Source organism: Pseudomonas sp. PNPG3, from assembly GCF_023093815.1.
Taxonomy (GTDB): domain Bacteria; phylum Pseudomonadota; class Gammaproteobacteria; order Pseudomonadales; family Pseudomonadaceae; genus Aquipseudomonas; species Aquipseudomonas asiatica.
Genome location: NZ_JALLKV010000004.1, coordinates 145,506 through 168,488, shown reverse-complemented (window position 1 = coordinate 168,488; position 22,983 = coordinate 145,506). Strand labels below are relative to the sequence as shown.

23 protein-coding genes and 1 tRNA gene are annotated in these 22,983 nt (G+C 62.1%); 17 read left to right on the top strand and 7 right to left on the bottom strand.

The features are described 5' to 3' along the window. Positions 1 to 38 precede the first annotated feature (38 nt). The gene (gene fusA / locus MJ643_RS05190) at positions 39 to 2,150 is read right to left on the bottom strand and encodes an elongation factor G (protein WP_013973378.1); all 2,112 of its coding nucleotides are present in this window, start codon (positions 2,148 to 2,150) and stop codon (positions 39 to 41) included. Between the two features lie 73 nt (positions 2,151 to 2,223). Further along, a complete protein-coding gene (locus MJ643_RS05185; protein WP_208209409.1) occupies positions 2,224 to 2,649 on the bottom strand; it encodes a hypothetical protein in 426 nt (141 codons plus the stop codon). Between the two features lie 227 nt (positions 2,650 to 2,876). On the opposite strand from MJ643_RS05185, the gene MJ643_RS05180 reads away from it, so the two are divergent. Continuing rightward, positions 2,877 to 3,179, top strand: coding sequence for a hypothetical protein (locus tag MJ643_RS05180; protein WP_013973376.1), 303 nt, complete (start codon positions 2,877 to 2,879; stop codon positions 3,177 to 3,179). Positions 3,180 to 3,192: 13 nt separating this feature from the next. On the opposite strand, the gene MJ643_RS05175 is transcribed toward MJ643_RS05180, so the two are convergent. After that, a complete protein-coding gene (locus MJ643_RS05175) occupies positions 3,193 to 4,446 on the bottom strand; it encodes an aspartate aminotransferase family protein (RefSeq protein ID WP_013973375.1) in 1,254 nt (417 codons plus the stop codon). Between the two features lie 235 nt (positions 4,447 to 4,681). Further along, positions 4,682 to 5,578: a transcriptional regulator GcvA gene (gcvA, locus tag MJ643_RS05170; protein WP_013973374.1), complete on the bottom strand. Its 897-nt coding sequence runs from the start codon at positions 5,576 to 5,578 to the stop codon at positions 4,682 to 4,684. A 255-nt stretch (positions 5,579 to 5,833) separates the two neighbouring features. Here gcvA and MJ643_RS05165 point away from each other — a divergent pair, with 255 nt between their 5' ends. The 3 genes from MJ643_RS05165 to MJ643_RS05155 all read left to right on the top strand — a co-directional run bounded on the left by MJ643_RS05165 (position 5,834) and on the right by MJ643_RS05155 (position 8,554). After that, positions 5,834 to 7,213 (top strand): amino acid permease, encoded by a 1,380-nt coding sequence (locus tag MJ643_RS05165; RefSeq protein WP_013973373.1) that lies wholly within the window; start codon positions 5,834 to 5,836, stop codon positions 7,211 to 7,213. A gap of 60 nt (positions 7,214 to 7,273) precedes the next feature. Continuing rightward, complete coding sequence (locus MJ643_RS05160; protein ID WP_013973372.1) at positions 7,274 to 7,771, top strand: PaaI family thioesterase; 498 nt, start codon at positions 7,274 to 7,276, stop codon at positions 7,769 to 7,771. 87 nt (positions 7,772 to 7,858) lie between these two features. After that, complete coding sequence (locus MJ643_RS05155) at positions 7,859 to 8,554, top strand: glutathione S-transferase N-terminal domain-containing protein (protein WP_024087405.1); 696 nt, start codon at positions 7,859 to 7,861, stop codon at positions 8,552 to 8,554. Positions 8,555 to 8,686: 132 nt separating this feature from the next. Here MJ643_RS05155 and MJ643_RS05150 read toward each other — a convergent pair whose 3' ends face one another. Further along, the gene (locus MJ643_RS05150) at positions 8,687 to 10,303 is read right to left on the bottom strand and encodes an inorganic phosphate transporter (protein ID WP_013973370.1); all 1,617 of its coding nucleotides are present in this window, start codon (positions 10,301 to 10,303) and stop codon (positions 8,687 to 8,689) included. Positions 10,304 to 10,431: 128 nt separating this feature from the next. Here MJ643_RS05150 and MJ643_RS05145 point away from each other — a divergent pair, with 128 nt between their 5' ends. From MJ643_RS05145 to MJ643_RS05110, 8 genes are all read left to right on the top strand, one after another. Continuing rightward, positions 10,432 to 10,818: a DUF488 family protein gene (locus MJ643_RS05145; protein WP_013973369.1), complete on the top strand. Its 387-nt coding sequence runs from the start codon at positions 10,432 to 10,434 to the stop codon at positions 10,816 to 10,818. A gap of 60 nt (positions 10,819 to 10,878) precedes the next feature. Continuing rightward, on the top strand, positions 10,879 to 11,313 hold the full coding sequence (locus MJ643_RS05140; RefSeq protein WP_024087404.1) for a GNAT family N-acetyltransferase: 435 nt from the start codon (positions 10,879 to 10,881) through the stop codon (positions 11,311 to 11,313). Positions 11,314 to 11,427: 114 nt separating this feature from the next. Then, complete coding sequence (locus MJ643_RS05135; protein WP_023661749.1) at positions 11,428 to 11,817, top strand: helix-turn-helix domain-containing protein; 390 nt, start codon at positions 11,428 to 11,430, stop codon at positions 11,815 to 11,817. 63 nt (positions 11,818 to 11,880) lie between these two features. After that, entirely contained in the window at positions 11,881 to 12,519 is a 639-nt protein-coding gene (gene uvrY, locus MJ643_RS05130) for a UvrY/SirA/GacA family response regulator transcription factor (RefSeq protein WP_015271036.1), read from the top strand. A 6-nt stretch (positions 12,520 to 12,525) separates the two neighbouring features. Next, the gene (gene uvrC / locus MJ643_RS05125) at positions 12,526 to 14,349 is read left to right on the top strand and encodes an excinuclease ABC subunit UvrC (RefSeq protein WP_013973365.1); all 1,824 of its coding nucleotides are present in this window, start codon (positions 12,526 to 12,528) and stop codon (positions 14,347 to 14,349) included. Between the two features lie 32 nt (positions 14,350 to 14,381). Further along, positions 14,382 to 14,942 carry a CDP-diacylglycerol--glycerol-3-phosphate 3-phosphatidyltransferase gene (gene pgsA / locus MJ643_RS05120; protein WP_013973364.1) on the top strand — a complete coding sequence of 187 codons (561 nt, stop codon included), beginning with the start codon at positions 14,382 to 14,384 and terminating at the stop codon, positions 14,940 to 14,942. Between the two features lie 64 nt (positions 14,943 to 15,006). Beyond that, positions 15,007 to 15,082 (top strand) — tRNA-Gly (locus MJ643_RS05115). 226 nt (positions 15,083 to 15,308) lie between these two features. Beyond that, positions 15,309 to 17,144 carry an integrase arm-type DNA-binding domain-containing protein gene (locus MJ643_RS05110; protein ID WP_247726702.1) on the top strand — a complete coding sequence of 612 codons (1,836 nt, stop codon included), beginning with the start codon at positions 15,309 to 15,311 and terminating at the stop codon, positions 17,142 to 17,144. Between the two features lie 189 nt (positions 17,145 to 17,333). Here the strand turns inward: MJ643_RS05110 and MJ643_RS05105 are convergent, their stop codons facing one another. Further along, positions 17,334 to 17,570, bottom strand: a complete 237-nt coding sequence (locus MJ643_RS05105) for a hypothetical protein (RefSeq protein ID WP_247726701.1) — start codon at positions 17,568 to 17,570, stop codon at positions 17,334 to 17,336. 509 nt (positions 17,571 to 18,079) lie between these two features. Between MJ643_RS05105 and fnr the strand changes: the two genes are divergently transcribed. The 5 genes from fnr to MJ643_RS05080 all read left to right on the top strand — a co-directional run bounded on the left by fnr (position 18,080) and on the right by MJ643_RS05080 (position 21,604). Continuing rightward, on the top strand, positions 18,080 to 18,832 hold the full coding sequence (gene fnr / locus MJ643_RS05100) for a fumarate/nitrate reduction transcriptional regulator Fnr (RefSeq protein WP_247726700.1): 753 nt from the start codon (positions 18,080 to 18,082) through the stop codon (positions 18,830 to 18,832). 401 nt (positions 18,833 to 19,233) lie between these two features. After that, a complete protein-coding gene (locus MJ643_RS05095) occupies positions 19,234 to 19,698 on the top strand; it encodes a CBS domain-containing protein (protein WP_247726699.1) in 465 nt (154 codons plus the stop codon). A gap of 46 nt (positions 19,699 to 19,744) precedes the next feature. Beyond that, entirely contained in the window at positions 19,745 to 20,047 is a 303-nt protein-coding gene (locus MJ643_RS05090; RefSeq protein WP_247726698.1) for a helix-hairpin-helix domain-containing protein, read from the top strand. A 604-nt stretch (positions 20,048 to 20,651) separates the two neighbouring features. Continuing rightward, a complete protein-coding gene (locus tag MJ643_RS05085; protein WP_247726697.1) occupies positions 20,652 to 21,020 on the top strand; it encodes a PHP domain-containing protein in 369 nt (122 codons plus the stop codon). A 389-nt stretch (positions 21,021 to 21,409) separates the two neighbouring features. Continuing rightward, complete coding sequence (locus tag MJ643_RS05080) at positions 21,410 to 21,604, top strand: hypothetical protein (RefSeq protein WP_247726696.1); 195 nt, start codon at positions 21,410 to 21,412, stop codon at positions 21,602 to 21,604. Positions 21,605 to 22,071: 467 nt separating this feature from the next. On the opposite strand, the gene MJ643_RS05075 is transcribed toward MJ643_RS05080, so the two are convergent. Further along, positions 22,072 to 22,659: a hypothetical protein gene (locus MJ643_RS05075; protein WP_247726695.1), complete on the bottom strand. Its 588-nt coding sequence runs from the start codon at positions 22,657 to 22,659 to the stop codon at positions 22,072 to 22,074. Between the last annotated feature and the right edge of the window lie 324 nt (positions 22,660 to 22,983).

Genomic DNA, 22,983 nt, shown 5'->3' with positions numbered 1-22,983 from the left:
CGGCTTTAGCCGCGAAGAGGCCAGCACAGGCGAACGAATCACTCCCCGCGGTTCTTCTTGACGATGGCATCGGCAATGCTCGCCGGTGCCTCGGCATAACGGGTGAACTCCATCGAGAAGCTGGCCCGGCCCTGGGTCATGGAGCGCATCGAGGTGGCGTAGCCGAACATCTCGCCCAGCGGCACCTCGGCACGGATCACCTTGCCGGCCGGCGTTTCGTCACCGTCCTGGATCATCCCGCGGCGCCGGCTCAGGTCGCCGAGGATGTCACCCTGGTACTCCTCCGGGGTCACCACTTCCACCTTCATCACCGGCTCCAGCAACACCGCCCCACCTTTCTGCGACAGCTGCTTGGTGGCCATCGAGGCGGCGATCTTGTAGGCCATTTCGTTCGAGTCGACATCGTGGTACGAGCCGTCGAACACCGCCGCCTTCAGGTTGATCAGCGGGTAGCCGGCCAGCACGCCGTTCTTCATCTGCTCCTCGATGCCTTTCTGGATAGCCGGGATGTATTCGCGTGGGACCACGCCGCCAACGATCTCGTTGATGAACTCCAGGCCTTCCTTGCCCTCGTCGCCGGGGGCGAAGCGGATCCAGCAGTGGCCGTACTGGCCCCGGCCGCCGGACTGGCGGACGAAGCGGCCCTCGATCTCGCAGGTGTTGCGGATTTTCTCTCGGTAGGCCACCTGTGGCTTGCCAATGTTGGCCTCGACGTTGAACTCGCGGCGCATGCGGTCGACGATGATGTCCAGGTGCAACTCGCCCATGCCCGAGATAATGGTCTGGCCGGTCTCCTCGTCGGTGCGCACGCGGAATGACGGGTCTTCCTGGGCCAGCTTGCCCAGGGCGATGCCCATTTTTTCCTGGTCGGCCTTGGTCTTCGGCTCCACCGCCACGGAAATTACCGGGTCGGGGAAGTCCATGCGTTCGAGGATGATCGGCTTGTCCATGTCGCACAGGGTGTCGCCGGTGGTCACGTCCTTCATGCCGATCAGCGCGGCGATGTCGCCGGCGCACACATCCTTGATTTCGGCGCGCTGGTTGGCATGCATCTGCACCATGCGGCCGATGCGTTCCTTCTTGCCCTTTACCGAGTTGAGCACCGCGTTGCCGGAGCTGAGCACGCCGGAGTACACCCGGGCGAAGGTCAGGGTGCCGACGAACGGGTCGGTGGCGATCTTGAATGCCAGGGCCGAGAACGGCTCGCTGTCGTCGGCGTGTCGCTCCAGGTGCTTTTCTTCGTCATCCGGGTCGGTGCCCTTGATGGCCGGAATCTCCGACGGGGCGGGCAGGTAGTCGATGACCGCATCGAGCATCAGTGGCACGCCCTTGTTCTTGAACGACGAGCCGAGGATGGTCGGCACGATTTCGTTGGCGATGGTGCGTTGGCGCAGTGCGGCCTTGATTTCGTCGACGCTCAGTTCCTGACCTTCGAGAAACTTCATGGTGAGCTCGTCATTGGCCTCGGCCGCTGCCTCGACCATGTGCGCGCGCCACTCGTCGGCCAGTGCCTGCAGCTCGGCAGGGATGTCTTCTTCGCGGTAGCTGGTGCCCTGGTCGGCATCGTTCCAGTAGATGGCCTTCATCTTCACCAGGTCGATCTGGCCGATGAAGTTCTCTTCACTGCCGATGGCCAGCTGGATCGGCACCGGGTGGTGGCCCAGGCGCTGGTCGATCTGCTTGACCACGCGCAGGAAGTCGGCGCCCTGGCGGTCCATCTTGTTGATGTAGGCCAGGCGGGGCACGTGGTACTTGTTGGCCTGGCGCCATACGGTCTCGGACTGCGGTTCGACCCCGTCCGCGCCGCTGAACACCACTACCGCGCCATCGAGCACGCGCAGCGAGCGCTCCACCTCGATGGTGAAGTCGACGTGGCCCGGGGTGTCAATGATGTTGAAGCGATACTTGTGGGCGAACTGCTTGGTCGAGCCCTGCCAGAAGGCAGTGGTCGCCGCCGAGGTGATGGTGATGCCGCGCTCCTGCTCCTGGGCCATCCAGTCCATGGTCGCGGCACCATCGTGCACTTCGCCCATCTTGTGGTTGACCCCGGTGTAGAACAGGATCCGCTCGGTGGTCGTGGTCTTGCCGGCGTCCACGTGGGCGACGATACCGATATTGCGATACAGCTCGATGGGCGTTGTACGGGCCATGGCGGACTACCTGCGGATGAGCGGATTCTCCCACGGTAGCAGAACGGGAGAATCCTGCTTTACCGCCGGGCCGTCAGTCGGCCAGGGCTTGCAGCAGCCACTGGCCATCCACTTCGCGGGCCAGGCCGCTGGCAGGCAGCAGGGCCAGCAGGCGCGTGTGCAGGGCCGCTTCGGTGAAGGTCTTGAGGGTGGCCAGGTCCAGTGCGCCGACCAGGTTGAGATCGGCCTTGGTGTACGACAGCCAGGCCTTTTTCAGGGCTTGGGCGACGTCGCTGCCGGAGGTGCTGGCAAAGCGGCGGTGCCATTGGCGGCCGTCGAAGGTGAAGGTGTGGGCGTGGCTGTAGGTGCCTTGTTCGCCCCCTTCGGTGCAGCGATGGCAACGGCACGGGCCTTCGCCGAAGGCGTTGCGCAGGTAGCTGTTGAAGTCCACCACGGGCTTGAGGGACAGGCGTTTGTCGACTTCGAACAGGTCGGCGATCAGGGGTTCTTCGGCGCTCACTCGGGATCCTCGTGTGGTGTGGCGTGCATCGGCGGGCACCCTAACAGATCGGGCCTCTCAGATCACCTTTCGCAGGCCCGGCCTCTTCGCGGATACTGCGCAGGCCTTGGGCAATGTGCGGTCACTGTAGGAGCGGGTTTACCCGCGAAGAGGCCAGTAGAGACAATAGAGATCACCTGCCGTACTCTACGCGCCCATACGCCTATACACCCACAGAGGTAACCCGCTTGAGCACCAAGTACCCGTACATCGCCACCATCACCGTCAGCGCCGAAGACCGTGGCGGCGACGCCGAGGCCTCGGAAAACCCCAATATGCGCGTTGGTCTGGAAGCGGTGACCGAAACGCTGAAGAAGGTGCATTTCGTCGGTACGCTCGCAGCCCCCGAAAAGAACGCCACGCACATCTGCGTGACCCTGGAGAACGGCCTGACCTACTACGGCCCGATCGTCAACGGGCACGCCGAACTCGAAGGCGGCTGGATTGCCTTCGAGTCCGACATGCTCACCCCGCAGGAACTGGGTCTTTAAGCCCCCGTTCCTCTCAGGAGCCCAGCTCCGCCAGGCACTGCTCGAGGATATCCAGGCCCTCCTCGAGCACTTCGGCCTCGATGGTCAGCGGTGCCAGCAGGCGGATGATCTGCCGCGCCTTGCCGCTGGGCATCAGCAACAGGCCCTTGGCCCGCGCCGCTTCCATCACCTTGGCCAGTTGCGCCGGTGCCGGGCTGCCGTCGGCATTGACGAACTCGATCCCGCGCATCGCGCCGACGCCGGTGAGGCGGCCGATGAACGGGCTCAGTCCCGAGGCCTTCCAACGCTCGAAGCGGCGCACGATTGCCTGCTCCTGGCGCTCACCCCAGGTAGCGACGTTCTCGTCGGTCATCTGCGCCAGACTGGCCAGGGCCGCTGCGCAGGCGATCGGGTTGCCTGAGTAGGTGCCACCCAGGCCGCCCTTGGGCAGCGCTGCCATCAACTCCTTGCGCCCGACCACCGCACCCAGCGGCATGCCGCCGGCAATGCTCTTGGCCAACAGCAGCAGGTCGGGCTCGATGCCCAGACGCGGGAAGGCGAAGCGCTGGCCGGTGCGGCCGAAGCCCGACTGGATCTCGTCGATGATGATCAGGATGCCGTGCTCGTCGCAGAAGCGGCGCAGGGCCTGGGCGAAGGCTGGGTCAAGGGCGAGGAAGCCGCCTTCGCCCTGCACCGGCTCGAAGATGAACGCCGCCACGTCCTCCACTGCCAGCTCGACGCTGAACAGGCGGTCCATGGCCTTGAGGGCCTGTTCGCAGGTAACCCCGGTGTCGGCGCTGGGGTAGGGCAGGTGGTACACCGGCCCCGGCAGTTCACCGACCCGCTGCTTGTATGGGGCGACCTTGCCGTTGAGGTTCAGGGTGGCCAGGGTGCGACCGTGGAAGCCGCCGTCGAAGGCGATGATGGCGCGTTTGCCGGTGGCACCACGGGCCACTTTCAGGGCGTTTTCCGCAGCTTCCGCGCCGCTGTTGGTGAGCATGCCGGCCAATGGGTAGCTGACCGGTACGAATTGGCTCAGTTGTTCCATCAGCGCCAGGTATGGGCCGTGGGGGGCTGCGTTGAAGGCGTAGTGGGTCAGGCGAGCGGCCTGGGCCTGGATCGCTTCGACCACGGCCGGGTTGCAGTGGCCCAGGTTGAGTACACCGATACCGCCGACGAAGTCGATGTAGCGTTTGCCGTCGGTGTCCCAGACTTCGGCATTACGGCCATGGGAAAGTGTGATCGGGTGAACGATGGCAATGGATTGGCTGATACTTTCCTGGTTCATGGGCACGCGGACCTTTGTTCGAATTTCTTATTATCCAAGCGTGTTGGCAGGTTATTCCGCAAACGAATTATTCGATTGCGGTCATTCCCTGGATTCTTGATCTTGGCTGATTTTGTATTACTAGCACTGGCCTCTTCGCGGGTAAACCCGCTCCCACAGGTACGGCGCCACGCTTGAAATGTGTGCGATCCCTGTGGGAGCGGGTTTACCCGCGAAGAGGCCCGCCCATGTGATATCAGTCCCCCTCGGCCACCCGCTCCCGAATCCACTGCACGAAGGCCCTGACCTTGGGCACTTCGGCCGCATGCTCGGCATGGGCGATGAAGTGCCGGCCATTGCTCGCCACCGGGTGGTCCCAGGCCACCACCAGCTTGCCCTCGCTCAACTCTTCGGCCACCAGGTAGCGCGGAATCAGGGCGATGCCGCAGCCGGCAATGGCCGCGCGGATGCACAGGTAGAACGTGTCGAAGCGGGGCCCGTGGTAGCTGTTCTGGCTATGCAGCCCCAGCCCCAGGAACCATTCGTGCCAGGCCTCCGGGCGCGACACGCACTGCAACAGGCGGTGTTCGGTCAGCGCCTGGGCGCTGTTGAACCGGTGGTTGGCCAGCAGCTGCGGGCTGCACACCGGCACCACTTCCTCGCTGAACAGCTCGATGCAGGTTGCCCCGGGCCAGGTGCCCTGGCCGAAGAAAAACGCAATGTCGGCCTTGGCCTGGACCAGGTCGAACGGCTCCAGCTCATTGCGGATATCCAGGTGAATGCGCGGGTAGCGGTCGCCAAAACCCTTCAGCCGAGGTACCAGCCAGCGCGCGCCGAAGGTGGGCTGGGTGGCGATGCGCAGCACTTCGGTCTCGTCGCCGTAGCTGAGGATGTAGCGGCTGGAAATGTCGATCTGGGTGAGGATCTTGTTCACTTCGGTGAGGTACAGCGCGCCAGCCGGGGTCAGGTGCAGGCGCCGGCGAATGCGCTGGAACAGCGAGTGCGACAGCATGTCCTCGAGCTGCGCCACCTGCTTGCTGACGGCGCTCTGGGTGAGGTGCAGTTCCTGGGCCGCGCGGGTGAAGCTGAGGTGGCGGGCGGCCGCTTCGAAGCACTGAAGGGCGGTGGTCGAAGGCATCAGGCGTTTGGACATGACGGGCAAATACCGAGCAAAAAAGGAAGGAGTTCATTCCATAACGGAATCATGTGTTTCGAAAAGGTCGTTTGTTGACCTCGGCCTATAGATTAATACTGACCTGGATCAACGATTACAACCGGTCGTGCGAAGAGGAGGTCAGTACCCGCTTCCGGCATCTGCAAAACAACAAAAACGAACATCAGAAATTTATAAGAATTCTGCTCCAGTCTTCAGCCGCCCCGCTGCGGCCGACCCATTCGAGGGTTCTTCATGGCTTCGCCAAACAACAAACAGCGCTCCCTGCAGCACGGCCTGACGTCCCGTCAGGTATCCATGATCTCCATCGCCGGCATCATCGGCGCCGGCCTGTTCATCGGTTCTTCCAACGCCATCGCCACCGCCGGCCCGGCCATCCTCATCTCCTACGCCATGACTGGCCTGCTGGTCTTGCTGGTGATGCGCATGCTGGGTGAAATGGCCATCGCCAACCCCAACAGCGGCTCGTTTTCCACCTATGCCTCCGAAGCCATCGGCCCTTGGGCGGGCTTTACCATCGGCTGGCTGTACTGGTGGTTCTGGGTACTGATCATTCCGGTCGAGGCCATTGCCGGCGCCGACATCCTGCATGCCTACTTCCCTGGCGTGCCGTCGTGGCTGTTCGCCTTCCTGATCATGCTGGTGCTGTCGGGTACCAACCTGATCAGCGTGAAGAACTTCGGTGCCTTCGAGTACTGGTTCGCGCTGGTCAAGGTGGTGGCGATCATCGCCTTCATCGTGGTCAGCAGCCTGGCGGTGTTCGGCGTCTGGCCGCTGGCCGAGGTGTCCGGGGTCAGCCGGTTGTGGGACAACGGCGGCTTCATGCCCAACGGTTTCGGCACCGTGCTCGGCGGCGTACTGATCACCATCTTCTCGTTCTTCGGCGCCGAAATCGTCACCATCGCCGCTGACGAAACCGCCAACCCGAAAGACAAGATCCGCCGCGCTACCAACCTTGTTGTGTACCGCATCGCCATCTTCTACCTGGCGTCGATCTTCCTTGTGGTGTCGCTTGTGGCGTGGAACGACCCGGGTCTCAAAGCGGTAGGTTCGTTCCAGCGCGTGCTGGAAGTGCTGAACGTGCCGGGCGCCAAGCTGCTGGTGGATATCGTGGTGCTGGTTGCCGTGACCAGTTGCATGAACTCGGGCCTGTACACTGCGTCGCGCATGCTCTATTCGCTGGGCGCCCGTGGCCAGGCGCTGAGCGTTACCAAGCGTATCTCCGGCTCGGGCGTACCGACCGTGGCGGTCATCTTCTCAACCCTGGCCGGCTTTGCCGGGTGCTTCGTCAACTATGTGTTCCCGGGCAAGGTATTCGGATTCCTGCTGTCCACCACCGGCGCCATCGCCTTGCTGGTGTACCTGGTGATTGCCGTTTCGCAGCTGCGCATGCGGGCCCGTGCCGAGCGCGAAGGGCGGCCGCTGGAGCTGAAGATGTGGCTGTTCCCATGGCTGACCTGGCTGGTGATCGGCACCATCGTCATGGTGCTGGGCTACATGCTGTTCAGCGATGCCTACCGCTACGAGACGCTGATGACCGCCGGGGTGACCGCGTTCATCCTGCTGGTTTCGCTGACCCAGCGGCGCGCCAGGGTGGTTGCCCAGACGGCCTGATGTTTCTGCTTTAATGTGGGGGCGTTGCGCGCCCCCCATATCAATAAGCACAGGAAGCGTATGAACGACCACCCCCTTTCCCTCCAGGCCCTCGCCGCACCCGACGGCACTTGCTACGGCTGCGGTTGCTCCCACCCCAGCGGCCTGCACCTGCAAAGCCGCTGGGACGACGACGGCATCCACCTCGTGTGCCGGCACGCGCCCGACAGCACCTTCATCGGCTGGCCCGGCCTGGTCTACGGCGGGCTGCTGGCGATGCTGGTCGACTGCCACTCCAACTGGACGGCAATGGCTTACCACTACCGCAACGAAGGTCGCGAAGCGGGCAGCTTGCCGCGCATCGACTGTGTCACTGGCAGCCTTGGCCTGAACTACCTCAAGCCCACACCCATGGGCGTCGAATTGTTGCTCAAGGCGCGTGTGGAAGGTGAGGTGGGGCGCAAGACCCGGGTGCTCTGCGAAGTCTGGGCCGACGATGTGCTGACAGTGACTGCCGACTCGGTGTTCGTTCGCGTCGATACCGAAAAGCTCAAGCTCAAGGCCCACGGCCAGGCCTGAGCCGCCGGTGCTGATGAGTGGTCGGTGATGGTCAGCGGCCGGGGATGTCTCTAGAGTGAGAGGTTCATTCCCCAGGCCAGGTTGATCATGACCGATCTCAGTGCTTTCCCCATTACCCGCAAGTGGCCCGCCAGACACCCCGAGCGCCTGCAGCTGTATTCGCTGCCGACGCCCAACGGCGTCAAGGTGTCGATCATGCTCGAAGAGATCGGCCTGGCCTATGAGCCGCACAAGGTCAGCTTCGACAACGATGACCAGCTGAGCCCCGAGTTCATCTCGCTCAGCGCCAACAACAAGATCCCCGCCATCCTCGACCCCAATGGCCCGGGCGGCCAGCCGCTGCCGCTGTTCGAGTCGGGGGCGATCCTGCAGTACCTGGCAGAGAAGAGCGGCCAGTTGCTCAGCCAGGACCCGGCCCAGCGTTACCAGACCTTGCAGTGGCTGATGTTCCAGATGGGTGGCATCGGGCCGATGTTCGGCCAGGTCGGATTCTTCCATTTCTTTGCTGGCAAGGAATACGAGGACAAGCGCCCGCGGGACCGTTATGTCAATGAGTCCAAGCGCCTGCTTGGTGTTCTGGAGCGGCATCTGAAGGGCCGGGAATGGATGGTCGACGAGTACAGCATTGCCGATATCGCGATCTTCCCGTGGGTGCGTAACCTGGTTGAGCGTTACAACGCCCGAGACCTGGTTGGCTTCGATCAGTTCAAGGAAGTGCAGCGAGTGCTGGCGGCGTTCCTCGAGCGGCCGGCCGTGCAACGCGGGCTGAAAATTCCAGGGTGAGGTTGGCTGTAAGGGCCCTATCGCCGGCAAGCCGGCTCCTACAGATAATGCACAGGGCTTGAGCTCTGTGGTGTTCCTTTGGGAGCTGGCTTGCCGGCGATAGGGCCAGTGAAGGCGAAACTGTTTCCAGCCTCAGAAGATGTGGTGCAGAAGCCAGTACAGGCTGCCGGCCAACAGCATCGCTGCCGGCAAGGTCAGCACCCAGGCCATCAGCAGGTTGACCAGCGTGCGCTTCTGAATCCCCGACCCGTTGGCCACCATGGTCCCGGCCACCCCGGAACTCAGCACATGGGTAGTCGACACCGGCAACCCGAACATGTCCGCCGCACCAATGGTGCACATTGCCACCACTTCGGCCGAAGCCCCCTGGGCATAGCTGAGGTGGGTCTTGCCGATCTTCTCGCCTACCGTCACCACGATGCGCCGCCAGCCGACCATGGTGCCCAGCCCCAGTGCGATGGCCACGGCCACTTTCACCCACAGCGGGATGTAGCGGGTGGCATCATCCAGCTGGGTCTTGAACAGCAGCACCTGGCTGCGTGTACCTGCATCGAATACCACCAGCTGGTTCTTCTCGATCAGGCGGATGGCTTCGCTGGTCAGGTACATGTCGTTGCGTACGTTGGCCATGGCTTCGGCCGGTACCCGCTTGAGCGAGCCATAACCTTTGACCTCTTCGCCGATCATGCCGGTCAGTGCCGCCAGCGCCGGTATCAGTTGCGGGTTGGCCCTGGGCTCGGCAATGAACGTGGTCAGCACCTGGCGTGGGTCGGCCGGTGCTGCTTGCGGGGCGCCGCGCACCAGTGCCTGGCGGGTAACCTCGGCGACCGCGGAAAATTGCAGGGCCTGTTCATTGGGCATGGTCTTGTTCAATGCGTAAGCCATCGGCAGGGTGCCAACCAGAATCAGCATGATCAGGCCCATGCCTTTCTGGCCGTCGTTAGAGCCGTGGGCAAAGGACACCCCGGTGCAGGTCAGGATCAGTACACCGCGAATCCACAACGGTGGTGGTGTCTGGCCTTCCGGCGCCTGGTACAGCGCCTTGCGCTTGACCAGCGCGCGCAGGGCCAGCAGCAACAGGGCGGCACAGGCAAAGCCGATCAGTGGCGAGAACAGCAGGGCATAACCGACCTTGCTGGCCTGGGCCCAGTCCACGCCACTGGTGCCGTCGCGCCCGTGCATCAGGGCATTGGCCACGCCCACGCCGATGATCGAACCGATCAGGGTGTGCGAGGATGAGGCCGGCAGGCCCAGCCACCAGGTGCCGAGGTTCCAGATGATCGCTGCCAGCAGCAGGGCGAAGACCATGGCGAAACCGGCCGAGGAGCCGACCTGCAGAATCAGCTCCACCGGCAGCAGGGCGATGATGCCGAACGCCACCGCGCCACTGGAAAGCAGCACGCCGAGGAAGTTGCACAGCCCGGACCAGACCACGGCGACGGGGGCAGGCAACGAGTGGGTGTAGATGACGGTGGCCACTGCGTTGGCGGTGTCATGGAAGCCATTGACGAACTCGAAGCCCAGTGCAATCAGCAATGCCAGGCCCAGCAGCAGGAATGGCGTGACCGTGGTGATTACCGTGCCGCTGGCCGTCACATCCTGCTTCAGGCTCCAGGCGGTGTAGGCGATACCGGCCAGCAGCAGGCCGAAGAACAACACCAGGGTGGCTCGCCCGGGCTTGTGGGCAAGTTGCGGGCGGGCATCGCGTTGGGCCAGTTGCGGCAGGCTGGCCAGTGAAGGGGTTGCCATGGTGGCTCCGGTCGGGGTGGGGCAAGGGTGCCGAAGGCCTTGAGCATAGAAACAATTCGTAACCCGGCCGTGACCTCGATCAATGATTTATCTAGGCTCAAGACGGACGGTAGTGGCAGGAGAAACCCATGATTCGCTGCAAGCGTGTCTACGATGCGGTTGAGCAAGACGACGGTCAGCGCGTGCTGGTCGATCGCCTTTGGCCGCGCAACAAGCGCAAGGAAGACCTGCACGGGCAGTGGTTGCGCGAAGTTGCACCCTCGGATGAGTTGCGCAAGGCGTTTCACCAGGGTGAAGTGGATTTCGCCGGCTTCATCCAGCGTTACCAGCAAGAGCTGGCGGCCCACCCCGAGCACTGGTACCCGCTGCTGGATCTGGCCGGAAAGGGCACGCTGACATTGCTTTATGCGGGCAAGGATACCGAGCACAACAATGCCCGGGTGCTGGCTGAATGGCTGGAGGACGAACTGGACCGGCGTGGGCCCGGCAGTTCGCCCGTGTGCTACGCCCCATGATTGATATTCGTTGTGCTGGCGATAGGGCCGGACCTGGCAAACCGAAGAGTATGAAATGTGATGTCCCTGAAACTGACCCCCGCCAACGACACCCACCGCACCTTCGCCCGAGACCTCACGCGCCGCGCGATGCTGCCGTACTACCGCGAATACGACCTGCTGTGGCTAGAGGAAGCCTTCGACGAAGCCTGGGACTGGCGCGAGCAGTGGCTGGTGACCGATGGCGACGCGGTACTCGGCTTCTGCAGCCTCAGCCAGGACCGCCAGGCGCTGTTCATTCGCGAGTTGCACCTGCTACCCGAACACCGTGGGTGCGGGGTCGGCAGCTGGGTGCTGGAGCAGTTGGCACTGTGGGCCCGCCAGCGGCACCTGCCGCTGCTGCGGCTGATGGTGTTTCGCAGCAACCCGGCGCGCGTGCTCTACCAGCGCCACGGCTTCGTTGAAATGGGTGAGGACGAATGCTTCGTGCGCATGCAACGCACGATCGACCAATAGCTCAATGATGGCTTGTCGCCACTGGAGAGCATCGGCATAGTGAACCCAAGCGTTCACGGCTACCTGCAGCGGGTAGGCCGTACATGAGTATGATCAGGGATAAGGAGAACCCCCATGAATGGAATCGGTCCGCGGCTGCGGGAAGAGCGTGAGCGTCTGGGGATGACCCAGCGCGTGTTTGGCGATATCGGCGGCGTCGAACCCAATGCCCAGGGCAAATACGAGAGTGGTGAACGCTCGCCGCGGCTCGATTACCTGGCGGCATTGGCAACCCGAGGCGTGGATGCACTATATGTGCTCAGCGGTATCCGCACCCCGGCACCGCTCGAGGGGCTGAGCGCCGATGAGTCCGGTTTGCTGGGGGCTTTCCGGCAGTTGTCGTGCGACGATCAGGCCGCACTCTGGCACTTGTTGCGGCGTTTGACCAACAACGACAAATCCCGGCAGACAGTGAGGCCGCTCACGGTTGAACGTCAGGCGTTTCTTACGGAAGGAATGCGTTAGGTCCGCCGTGAAAAATTTTGTTAAGGTGGCGGGATCCAATCGCCCTGCTGACGAGGTGTGTGCTTGATTAGGGTCTTAGTGGTCGACGATCACGATCTGGTACGAACCGGTATTACACGCATGCTGGCCGACATCGATGGCCTGCAGGTGGTGGGTGAGGGCGATTCGGGCGAGTCGGCGCTCAGGCTGGCCCGTGAACTGAAGCCGGATGTGGTGCTGATGGACGTGAAAATGCCCGGCATCGGCGGCCTTGAGGCCACCCGCAAGCTGCTGCGCAGCCACCCGGACATCAAGGTGGTTGCCGTGACCGTGTGCGAGGAAGACCCGTTCCCCACGCGCCTGCTGCAGGCCGGCGCTGCTGGCTACCTGACCAAGGGCGCCGGCCTCGACGAAATGGTCCAGGCCATCCGCCTGGCCTTCGCCGGCCAGCGCTACATCAGCCCCCAGATTGCCCAGCAGATGGCGCTGAAGCCATTCCAGCCACAGGGCTCACCGTTCGATGCCTTGTCGGAACGGGAAATCCAGATTGCCCTGATGATCGTCGGCTGCCAGAAAGTGCAGATCATCTCCGACAAGTTGTGCCTCTCGCCCAAGACCGTCAATACTTACCGTTATCGGATCTTTGAAAAACTCTCGGTCACCAGCGACGTCGAACTGACCTTGCTGGCCGTTCGCCACGGCATGGTCGACGCAAGCCTGTAAAACCTCATGTCCCAAGTTTTCGATGCCAGCGCATTCCTGGCTACCTGCAGTGGTCGCCCGGGCGTCTACCGGATGTTCGACGGCGAAGCCCGGCTGCTTTACGTGGGCAAGGCCAAGAACCTCAAAAAGCGCCTGGCCAGCTATTTCCGCAAGACCGGCCTGGCGCCCAAGACCGCCGCGCTGGTGGCCCGCATCGCCCAGGTCGAAACCACCATCACCGCCAACGAAACCGAGGCGCTGCTGCTGGAGCAGAACCTGATCAAGGAGTGGCGGCCGCCCTACAACATCCTGCTGCGCGATGACAAATCCTACCCCTACGTGTTCCTTTCCGACGGCGAGTTTCCGCGGCTGGGCATTCACCGTGGGGCGAAGAAGGCCAAGGGCCGCTACTTTGGCCCGTACCCCAGCGCCGGCGCCATTCGCGAAAGCCTCAGCCTGCTGCAAAAGGCCTTTTCGGTGCGCCAGTGCGAAGACAGCTACTACGCCAACCGCACCCGGCCATGCCTGCAGTACCAGATCAAACGCTGCAAAGGGCCCTGCACGGGCCTGGTGACCGCCGAGGAATATGCCGAGGACGTGCGCCACTCGGTGATGTTCCTCGAAGGGCGTAGCCAGCAACTGGGCAACGAGCTCAATGCCGAGATGGAGAAGGCCGCCATGGCCCTCAATTTCGAGAAGGCCGCCGAGTTGCGCGACCAGATCGCCTTGCTGCGCCGCGTCCAGGACCAGCAGTACATCGAAGGCGGCAGCGGCGATGTCGACGTTATCGCCGCCTTCGTCAACCCCGGTGGCGCCTGCGTGCACCTGATCAGCGTGCGCGGCGGGCGGGTGCTGGGCAGCAAGAATTTCTTCCCGCAGGTAGGCATCGAGGAGGAGGTAGCCGAAGTGATGGCCGCGTTCCTTTCCCAGTACTACCTGGGCAATGCCGAGCGCGAATTGCCGGGTGAACTGATCGTCAACGTGGTGCACGAAGACTTCGCCGCCATCAGCGAAGCCCTGCAGACCCTGCGTGGCCGCGAGCTGACCATCAGCCACCGGGTACGCGGTACCCGCGCCCGCTGGCAGCAGCTGGCGGTGACCAACGCCGAGCAGGCGCTCAATGCGCGCCTGGCCAACCGCCAGCACATGGCCGCACGTTTCGAGGCCCTGGCCGAGGTGCTGGGCCTGGACGAGGTGCCGCAGCGCCTGGAGTGCTACGACATCAGCCATTCCAGCGGCGAAGCCACCGTGGCCAGCTGCGTGGTGTTCGGCCCCGAAGGCCCGCTCAAGTCCGACTACCGCCGCTTCAACATCGAAGGCGTCACCGCTGGTGACGACTACGCCGCCATGCACCAGGCCCTGACCCGCCGCTACGGGCGCATCAAGGATGGCGAGGGCAAGCTGCCCGACGTGCTACTGGTGGACGGCGGCAAAGGCCAGTTGAACATGGCCCGTGACGTGATGCAGGAGCTGGGCTTCAGCGACCTGACCCTGCTTGGCGTGGCCAAGGGCGTGACGCGCAAGGCCGGTTTCGAAACCCTGTACCTGAACGACGTGCACCATGAGTTCACCCTCAAGGGCGACTCACCAGCCTTGCACCTGATCCAGCAGATCCGCGACGAGGCCCACCGTTTCGCCATCACCGGCCACCGCGCCCGCCGCGGCAAGGCCCGCCGGGTGTCCAGCCTGGAGGATGTGGCCGGGGTAGGGCCCAAGCGCCGGCGCGACCTGCTGAAACATTTCGGCGGCCTGCAGGAGCTCAACCGCGCCAGTGTCGATGAAATTGCCAAAGCACCCGGCATCAGTAAAAAGCTTGCCGAGTCGATTTATGCCAGCCTGCATAGCGAGTAGAATGCGGGCTCAACTTGCGGCCAGTCGTACCGATGAATATTCCAAACCTGCTCACCGTTCTACGCGTCCTGCTCATCCCGATCTTCATCCTGCTGTTCTATGTGCCCTATCACTGGAGCTACATGGCCGCCAGCAGCGTGTTCGCCGTTGCCGCCGCCACCGACTGGCTGGATGGCTACCTGGCGCGCCGCCTGCAGCAGAGCACGCCGTTCGGTGCCTTCCTCGACCCTGTGGCCGACAAGCTGATGGTGGCGGTGGCCCTGGTGCTGCTGGTGCAGACCCACGCCAACTTCTGGCTGACCCTGCCGGCCGCGGTGATCATCGGCCGCGAGATCGTGGTTTCGGCGCTGCGCGAGTGGATGGCCGAGCTGGGCGCGCGGGCGCATGTGGCGGTGTCCAACCTCGGCAAGTGGAAAACCGCGGCGCAGATGCTGGCGCTGGTGATCCTGTTGGCCAACCCGCCGGCGGTGACCTTCTGGGTAATTCTCGGTTACGCGCTGCTGCTGGTGGCGGCGGGGCTGACCCTGTGGTCGATGGTGCACTACCTGCTGGCCGCCTGGCCGCACCTGCGCGAAGGCTCGGAGCAGAAATAAAAGTTTTTTTGAATCAAGGGGTTGACGCTGTTTTAGAAATCGCTAGAATGGCACCCATCACGACGCGGGAATAGCTCAGTTGGTAGAGCACGACCTTGCCAAGGTCGGGGTCGCGAGTTCGAGTCTCGTTTCCCGCTCCAGATTATGATCTATAGACATCCACTGGAGTCTGTAAGTCATTGAAAAAAGGGCCGCAAGGCCCTTTTTTCGTTCCAGCGAAAGCCACTGGAAACCATCCCAAGCCGCGAAAATTGAGTCCTTTTTTAAGTACATCAATGCGGGCAGTTTGGTTTCCGGATTGTCGCTGGGAGGAGTGGGGCCGACGGGAAAAGTATCTACTCCTGACTCATGTTCAGGATCACGATCATGGCTCTCACCGACTTCTCCATCAGGCACGCCCGGCCTACGGGCAAAGACTATACCCTCCGTGATAGCGATGGCCTTTCGCTAGCCGTCTCCGCTAAAGGCGGCAGGTCTTGGCATTTCAGGTACTACTGGGCTACCCGACAACAACGGATGTCCCTGGGTACCTACCCGGAGATCAGTCTCCGGGAAGCGCGTGAATTGCGCGACGAGGCCCGAGCCCTGTTGGCCAAGGGCATCAACCCGAAGATCGACCGGAAGCAGAAGTTCCGAGCTGCGTGCCTGGCAGCGGAGCATAGCTTCAAGTCGGTTTATCTGCAGTGGCTGGCGCATCGCAAGCTCGAACTCAAGGAAGGGCGGCAGAGCACGCTCTCCCAGATCCAGCGCATCTTCGACAAGAACGTGTTGCCCACGCTGGGCTCCATGTCGATCTACAACGTCCGCCGCGCTGATTTGCTGGAGGTGATTGCCCGGGTCGAGCGGCGCAAGGCGTTCACGACTGCGGAGAAGGTGCGCACCTGGTTCAGGCAGTTGTTCCGCTATGCCCTGGTGAAGGTCGAAGGGTTGGAGGGCAACCCGGCATCAGACCTGGATGCGGTGGCTGTGCCCGTGCCCCCTGTTGTCAACAACCCGTTCCTGCGACTGGAAGAGTTGCCCGACCTGCTGCGCAAGCTGCGTCGTTATGACGGAAAGGTCACCACGCAGTTGGGTATCCGGCTGCTGTTGCTGACTGGCGTGCGCACCGGGGAATTGCGTCAAGCGACGCCAGATCAGTTCGATCTTGAGCGTGGCCTGTGGATCATTCCGGCCGAGGTAGTCAAGCAACTACAGGACATCGCGCGCAAGCGCGGGAAGCGGCTGCAGGACATTCCACCCTACATCGTGCCTCTATCTGTTCAGGCGATCGAGATTGCTCGCTACTTGCTGGCGCAGGTCAAACCTGCACAGCGCTATCTGCTGCCTCACCGCAGCGATCTGAAAAAGCGCATCAGCGAAAACACGCTGAATGCAGCGCTTAAGCGTATGGGCTACGAGGGGTTGCTCACTGGCCACGGTATTCGTGCCACGATTTCCACCGCCCTCAACGAAATCGGTTACCTCAAGACTTGGGTGGATGCGCAGCTTTCGCACGCGGACCCCAACAAGGTCAGTGCCACTTACAATCACGCCCTGTACGTGGAGCCCCGTCGGAAGATGGTTCAGGACTGGGCTGATCGGCTCGATCTGCTGGAGCAGGGTGACGTAGGTGCCGCGAGCGCGCATCTATCCATCCGCATTGATGGTATGCCGGTTCTGGCTGAAGGTAACGGGGCGGCTGTGGATTTGATGGCGCCTGATACGTTGCCTGTCGTGGTGTCATCGGTGATCAATACGTCGGCCAAACGCCTGTCGGCTGTGCCGGCCGTTCCTGAACCAGTGGCGCCTGCAGAGGTTGCAGTTTCGGACTTTCAGCGCGAGCGAATGGAAATGCTCGAAATCTATGAGGCACCCCACAACCTGCCGGTGGTGCAGTTCGCCAGGCTAGCCGGCAAATCACGCGACCAGATCAACCGCGAGATCAAGGCCGGCAAGCTGCTGACGCTGAACGTAGGCAACCGCGGCCAACGGATTCCTGACTGGCAGCTTGATCCGCTCAAGCTGGAGTTGGTGCGTGCCGTGCTGCAACAGATAGAGAATGTCGATTCGTGGCAGCTTTATCGGCTGCTGTTGCAGCCCCACGAGACGCTGGGAGGTCGTTCCGTCATCGAAGCGGTCATTTCCGGCAAGCTCGATGAAATGATCCAGTTGGTCAGTCTCGACCTAGCGGCCGCCAGCTCTCTCTCCGAAGAGGTTGCATAGGTCATCGGGCTCGTAGCGGAAAGGCGTTGTATGGTCGCGGACCATGACCAAACGAAAGATGCCACCGAAAGCACAGATGCTGGATAGGTTCGCAGCAAGGTGATGTGACGGGAGCCCACACCTCGCTCATCACCTTGTCACGTGCAACCGCAGGGTGCTCTGTTGGAGCGCCCTGCGCTGTATCCGAGGTTACTGTTTGTTTCCCGGATGGGCACTTCGCGCCTTGGTGGCTTCGAGGTGTACGTTCAGTGCATTGCGCATGTACTGGACAGGATCAGGCATGGGGTGGTTTTTGCCCGGCTTGGTTTTCCGCTCATGCTTGGCATGCTCCCGCTGAACTTTCTCCCAGTCCTTCGGATACAGAGCCTGGAAGGCGGCCAAGAACTGCTCGAAGCTGAACCCTGCTGCAAGGGTTTCTACCGTCATGCGAACTTTCTCGGCCTTCTTTGTTATTACGCTCATGCTTTCCCTAGGCGGCGTCGCGCATTCCTTTGCCAAGTTGGATATCTCCAACCATCACTCACTGCTTGCAAGCGCCTCTCTGGTTGCAGCCCCAAACAAGGCGTAGAGCGGATACTTAGGGAACCTGCCCCGTGTGGCCAGACGAAGCCATTGATGGTCGGCGCGCCCCAGTCGGCCGAGTCCCGGGGTATCGTGTGACCAGTCGGACTGCACGGAGCGCTCGATGATCCGCCATTCGCGGCCGCACTTCTCCAGGCGGTCGAGGTAACGACCGCCACCGAACAGGTCTCTGGGCTTGCCGTTCTCACCAGGGAGCCGGCAATAGGCGAAGTAGTAGGACTCTATCCGGCAAAAGTCCTCCCGGAGAAGCTGGCCAAGTGATGTAGGGGGTGCCGCCCCCTTCGTCAGCGGTCACAGCGAGGCACAGCGAAATGGCTATAGTGGAAAAATTGCCTTCCGCCAGGGCCGTCGCCATGTCCGACACTCATCGTTCAACACCATGCCCGCAGGTCAGTTGCCAGGCGTGTTCGTTGAACCGGCTGTGCTTGCCCGCTAGCCTTTCCGACGATGAAGTGGATCAGCTAGACCGCATCGTCCGGCGCAATCGCCCGTTGAACAAGGGCGAATACCTATTCCGCGCTGGCGAGTCGATGCAACAGGTCTTCGTATTGCGCTCCGGCGCGCTGAAAAGCTACCTGCTTGACGACAACGGAGTCGAACGGGTGACGGGCTTCGTGTTGCCTGGCGAGATGCTTGGTCTGGACGCCATAGGCGCGGCACGTTTCCATAGCTTTGCAATGGCGTTGAGGATCTCATTAGTCTGCACCATCGATCTGGAGCAGTTGGAAAACCTCTCCGGTCGAATTCCCGGCCTGCGCCGCCAACTGCTACATATCCTCAGCCAAGGCATCCAGGGCGAGCGCGAGCACCACAGCTGCAGTCGCGAGCGCGCCGATCGGCGACTGGCTAGCTTCCTCCTCGGCCTATCAGCCCGCTACCGCCGGTGCGGCCTCTCGCAAGACCAGCTCACCCTGTCGATGACCCGCTGTGAGATTGGGAACTATCTGGACCTTACGATGGAAACTATCAGCCGCCTGTTTACCCGATTTGTCCAGGCCGGCCTGATCGAATACCACGGCCGTGAGGTTCGTTTGCTCGACCGCCTGGGGTTATACCGGCTGTGCGGCTTGGAGGAACTTCGGGGCATCCCGTCGAGCCGCTTCTGAGTCTCAGCTAAGGCGGTATGCGGCATGGGACGAATACCCGAGGTGTCGCCTACACGCAACCACGAGGCCGCTAGCTTCCGGCGTGTGTCCTGGCCCTGTGCACCCTCCTAGGGAAGTACGCCTTTCTATCCAAGGTGGCGTAGCGATAGCTCTTCTGCAGCGAGGCAATGCCTCCTGAAGTGCATCGTGCCTATGGCGGGCAGCCGCCAGTGCGACATAGGCTAGGTACTGCAGTTGGCGGTGGTGCGGGGCGACTCCCTCCCTTGCCTGATCCGTTCGTCCGCTTTCCGTGACATGGGCTCCGAACGCGGGGGCGGACTGATAAAAATCAAAGTTGCCCCATATCGTCGCGCCCATCGTGCAAGGCGAGCGAACCCGCTTTCCCGCACAGGAGACGAATCATGGCCATCGGCGAATACTGCAACCGCGATGTCGTCATTGCGGCGCCCACCGAATCCATCGTGACCGCCGCCCGGCTGATGAGCAAATACCACGTCGGCGACCTAGTGCTCGTCGAACAGCTCGAGCAAGAGCTTTACCGGCCGGTGGGCATTGTCACCGACCGCGACATTGTCCTGGAGATAGTCGCCAACAACGAAACCGAACCGGAGAGCATCCAGGTCGGCGACATCCAGTTACGCGACCTGATCACCGCGAGGGAGAGCGAGGACGTGTTCGACGTCATCGGCAAGATGCTCCAGTTCAGCATACGGCGCATGCCGATCGTCGATGACCGGGGGCTGCTGGTAGGCGTCATCTCCGCCGATGACCTGCTTGGTGTACTGGCCGACAATCTGCGCGGCCTCTCGCAACTGGTGGGCTACCAGAACCTGCGTGAAGAGAACGAACGCGCGGAAGAAATGTAGGTCCGCTGCCATGCCCGGCTCCCCACGAGCAAGCCACGAGCCCCGGGTGGATGCGGTGCCGGACAACGAGCACATCGCCCGCGTGTTCGAGGAAATCGCCGACCTGCTCGAACTGGAGGAGGCCAATCCATTCCGCATCCGCGCCTACCGCAACGCCGCACGCAGCGTGCGCGGTGCGGAAACTCCGCTCGCCATGCAGGTACGGGCCGGCGAGCCGTTTTCGAAGCTGCCCGACGTCGGCGAGGATCTGGCGGAAAAGATCCGGATCATCAGCCTTACCGACAGCTGTCCTCTGCTCGATCGCCTGCACGGCGAGGTGCCGGCCGGCCCGGCCGAGCTACTGCAGTAGCCTTTCATCGGGCCGAAACGGGTCCGCCTGCTGCACCAGGAACTGGGCATCGATTCGATGGCGGACCTGCAGGCGGCCATGGGCGATGGTCGTCTGGCCCGCCTGCACGGCTTTGGACCGCGCCTGCTGGCGCAGCTCGGCAAGGCATTGAAGGCCAGGAGTCCCGGCGAACGCCGGTCTCTGCAAGCGGACGCCCGGGCCCAGGCCGCCCACCCCTGCTGGAATTCATACGTCGTCTTGAGGGCGTGGACGCGGCGCAGGTCGCCGGAAGCCTGCGCCGGGATACCGTCGGCGATCTGGACATCGTCGTTTGTGCAAGGGGCAGCGCTGCGCAGGTCATGGCCGCGCTGCGGGACTACCCGCTGTTCGCCAAGGTGATGGCATCCGGGCCGACCCGCAGCAGTCTGCGCCTGGACAGCGGGATGCAGGTGGATGTGCGCATCGTCGGCCGGGAAAGCTTCGGTTCGGCGCTGCAGTACTTTACCGGCAGCAAGGCCCACGCTATCGCGCTGCGCCGCCGAGCCCGCACCCTGGGTTACAAACTCAACGAGTACGGCGTGTTCCGTGGCACCGAGCGGCTCGCTAGGGAGACCGAGAACGGGGTTTGCCCTGGATCGCCCCAGAGCTGCGCGAGGATAGCGGCGAGATCGCCGCTGCCGAGCGGAATACGCTGCCGGAGCTGATCGAACCAGGCGACCTGCACTGCCATACCCGTGCCAGCGATGGCAGCAACAGCCTGCGCGAGATGGCCCTGGCGGCGCAGCGCCTGGGCTGGGAATACTTGGTCATCACCGACCATTCGCAGCACCTGAGTATCGCCCACGGCCTGGGCGCCGAACGGCTGGCTCGGCAGCTGCTGATCTGTAATCCCTCCATGTGCTTCCCGGTGGCCATTGCTTGCATCCGGGCCCGATCCGCTCTGCCCCTGAAGGTCGCCCATCGGGCTGGGCGCTTTGGCATGGTGCAACCATGAGCCAAGCCAACTCACTGATCGCCTAGGGGCTCGGCCTCTAGGTCGATACCTAAACATGCAGCAGATGATGAACCACATTATGTGGCAGCAGCAGTACCGCAACGGCGTGCCGCCGCAGACTCCCTAGTAGACCCGGGTCGGTTCAGCCGGACCGACGAGGGGCGCTTGATACCGGTCAAGGCTCCTTTATCAACGTGTAGTGCTGATCTGTCTTGAGCGACAGTCTGCCAGGGAAAGAACACCAAGGGGTGAATAGCTTCTCGTAGATCCCTGTCACCTCTTTGGTCAGGACGCGCCGTCTCTCATCATCCATCACTTGTTCCTGAATATGTTTCAGCAGTGGAGGAAGTGAAGGTAAACTTCCAACACCTTTTTCTCTTGGCCCTTTTATGACGCTTAGCGATGCCACGCTCGCACTGTTGTTGGCTGCGCGGATACACGGAACCGATGCTGCGGTGAGAGCGACGGCGAAGCGTTGTGTGAAGTTGTTACCGCGTAGCAAGCGCGATCTGCTCTACAAAGTGGTTGACAGTCGGAGCCCGCTCGAGTTGGTGGCTTTCCTGGCACGAGAGCTGGAGTTCTGACGGCTCTTGGTTGCGGTTCCAACGATGCTTCGGTGCCACTGGCCTGGCCTCAGTTCTGAATCTTGGTCGCTGGGATGATCGCCGCCAATACTGACTAGAAATCGAGGCAGTTAGGTGGCGTAGCGCATTCTTTTGCCAAGTGGACATCAGGCCGCTCAGTAGCAAGAAATACAACTCGTGGGTGGTGCGATGCGCTAACCAAGTGATGAAGGATTTCCTCGACGACATTGTGGTACCTGGTCTACGTCCGGGCCTGCTGATGGCAGCGAACTGGACGGGTACCAAGCGGCTGCCCAAGTCACCTTGCGTGACTCAGGCAGACGTCCATTGATGGGATTGCATGCCCAGGGGTATGCCGAGATTGCTCTCTCGATCCTCTATGCCATAGCTCGCGGTCCGGAGTCGTAAGCACTGCTGTGCACTTGCTGCCGGTCGATTGCTAGCGACCGGCAGTACAAGCAAGCAGGCTAGAAGAGCGCGTAGCTAAAATCTGTGCCGGCGATCCTGCGGACCGTGGTTCTAGACTTGAAGTATTTGAGGTCGCTGTCCGTCAGCTTCTCTTCGATCATCTCGAAAACATCCAGGTCGTTATCGGTGTAGAAGACACCGAGAGCCCAGAGCGAGCGCACATTGAGCTCGGAGCGTCTCATCTTCGCGACCTTTGTCAGGTCGGAAGTCATGTTCGTAATGCAGTTTCCCGGCTGCTGATGTTGCTTGATCTCTAGCGCAACGTAGCGATCGAGGGCCCAGTACTTCTTGCGAATGATGAAGTCCGGCCGAAAGAAATATCGCTCCTTCTCCCTTCGGTAATCGAACTCGAGCTGCGCCTCGCGCTCCCAGTAAGGCTCTGTGACGTGCTCTGCTAGGAACCTTGCGAACTCCACCTGGGCCCAGACCTCCCAGCCAGTAATCCCGTGATTTGATACGGCCTGGAGGGTGGCTCGCACGTTGCGTTGATGGAAGAACTCTTCAATCAGTGCACCGATGTACTCGAAATCCGCCTGAGGCTTTTTTCCAGAGGTCCGTCGTCCCTGGCTAGCGAGCAATTCGCTCATGTCCGATCCTTGTGATAGCAACGCGGGAAGAGTGCCGCGATCTCAAATAGGGTGCCTCTGTCTCGCATCGACGCCAAGCCTTTGGGGGGGAACCCGTGCGAGTCAGAGGCGAGTTGTAGGGATAAAGTGATGTTCACTCAGCGCGAGTGCAAGGTGGCTGGACTACAGCGATCAATGCGCCGCGCTTGATGATCGACGTCAGTGTTTTGATAGCAACGACGCGGCCTTCTTCGCTATGTTCGCAATTTGCGAAAGCCTTTTGCATTGCTGGTAAGTCGGCTCGGGATTCTCGGCGAGGTGGTAGCGAAGCGGCAGCTCTTCAAC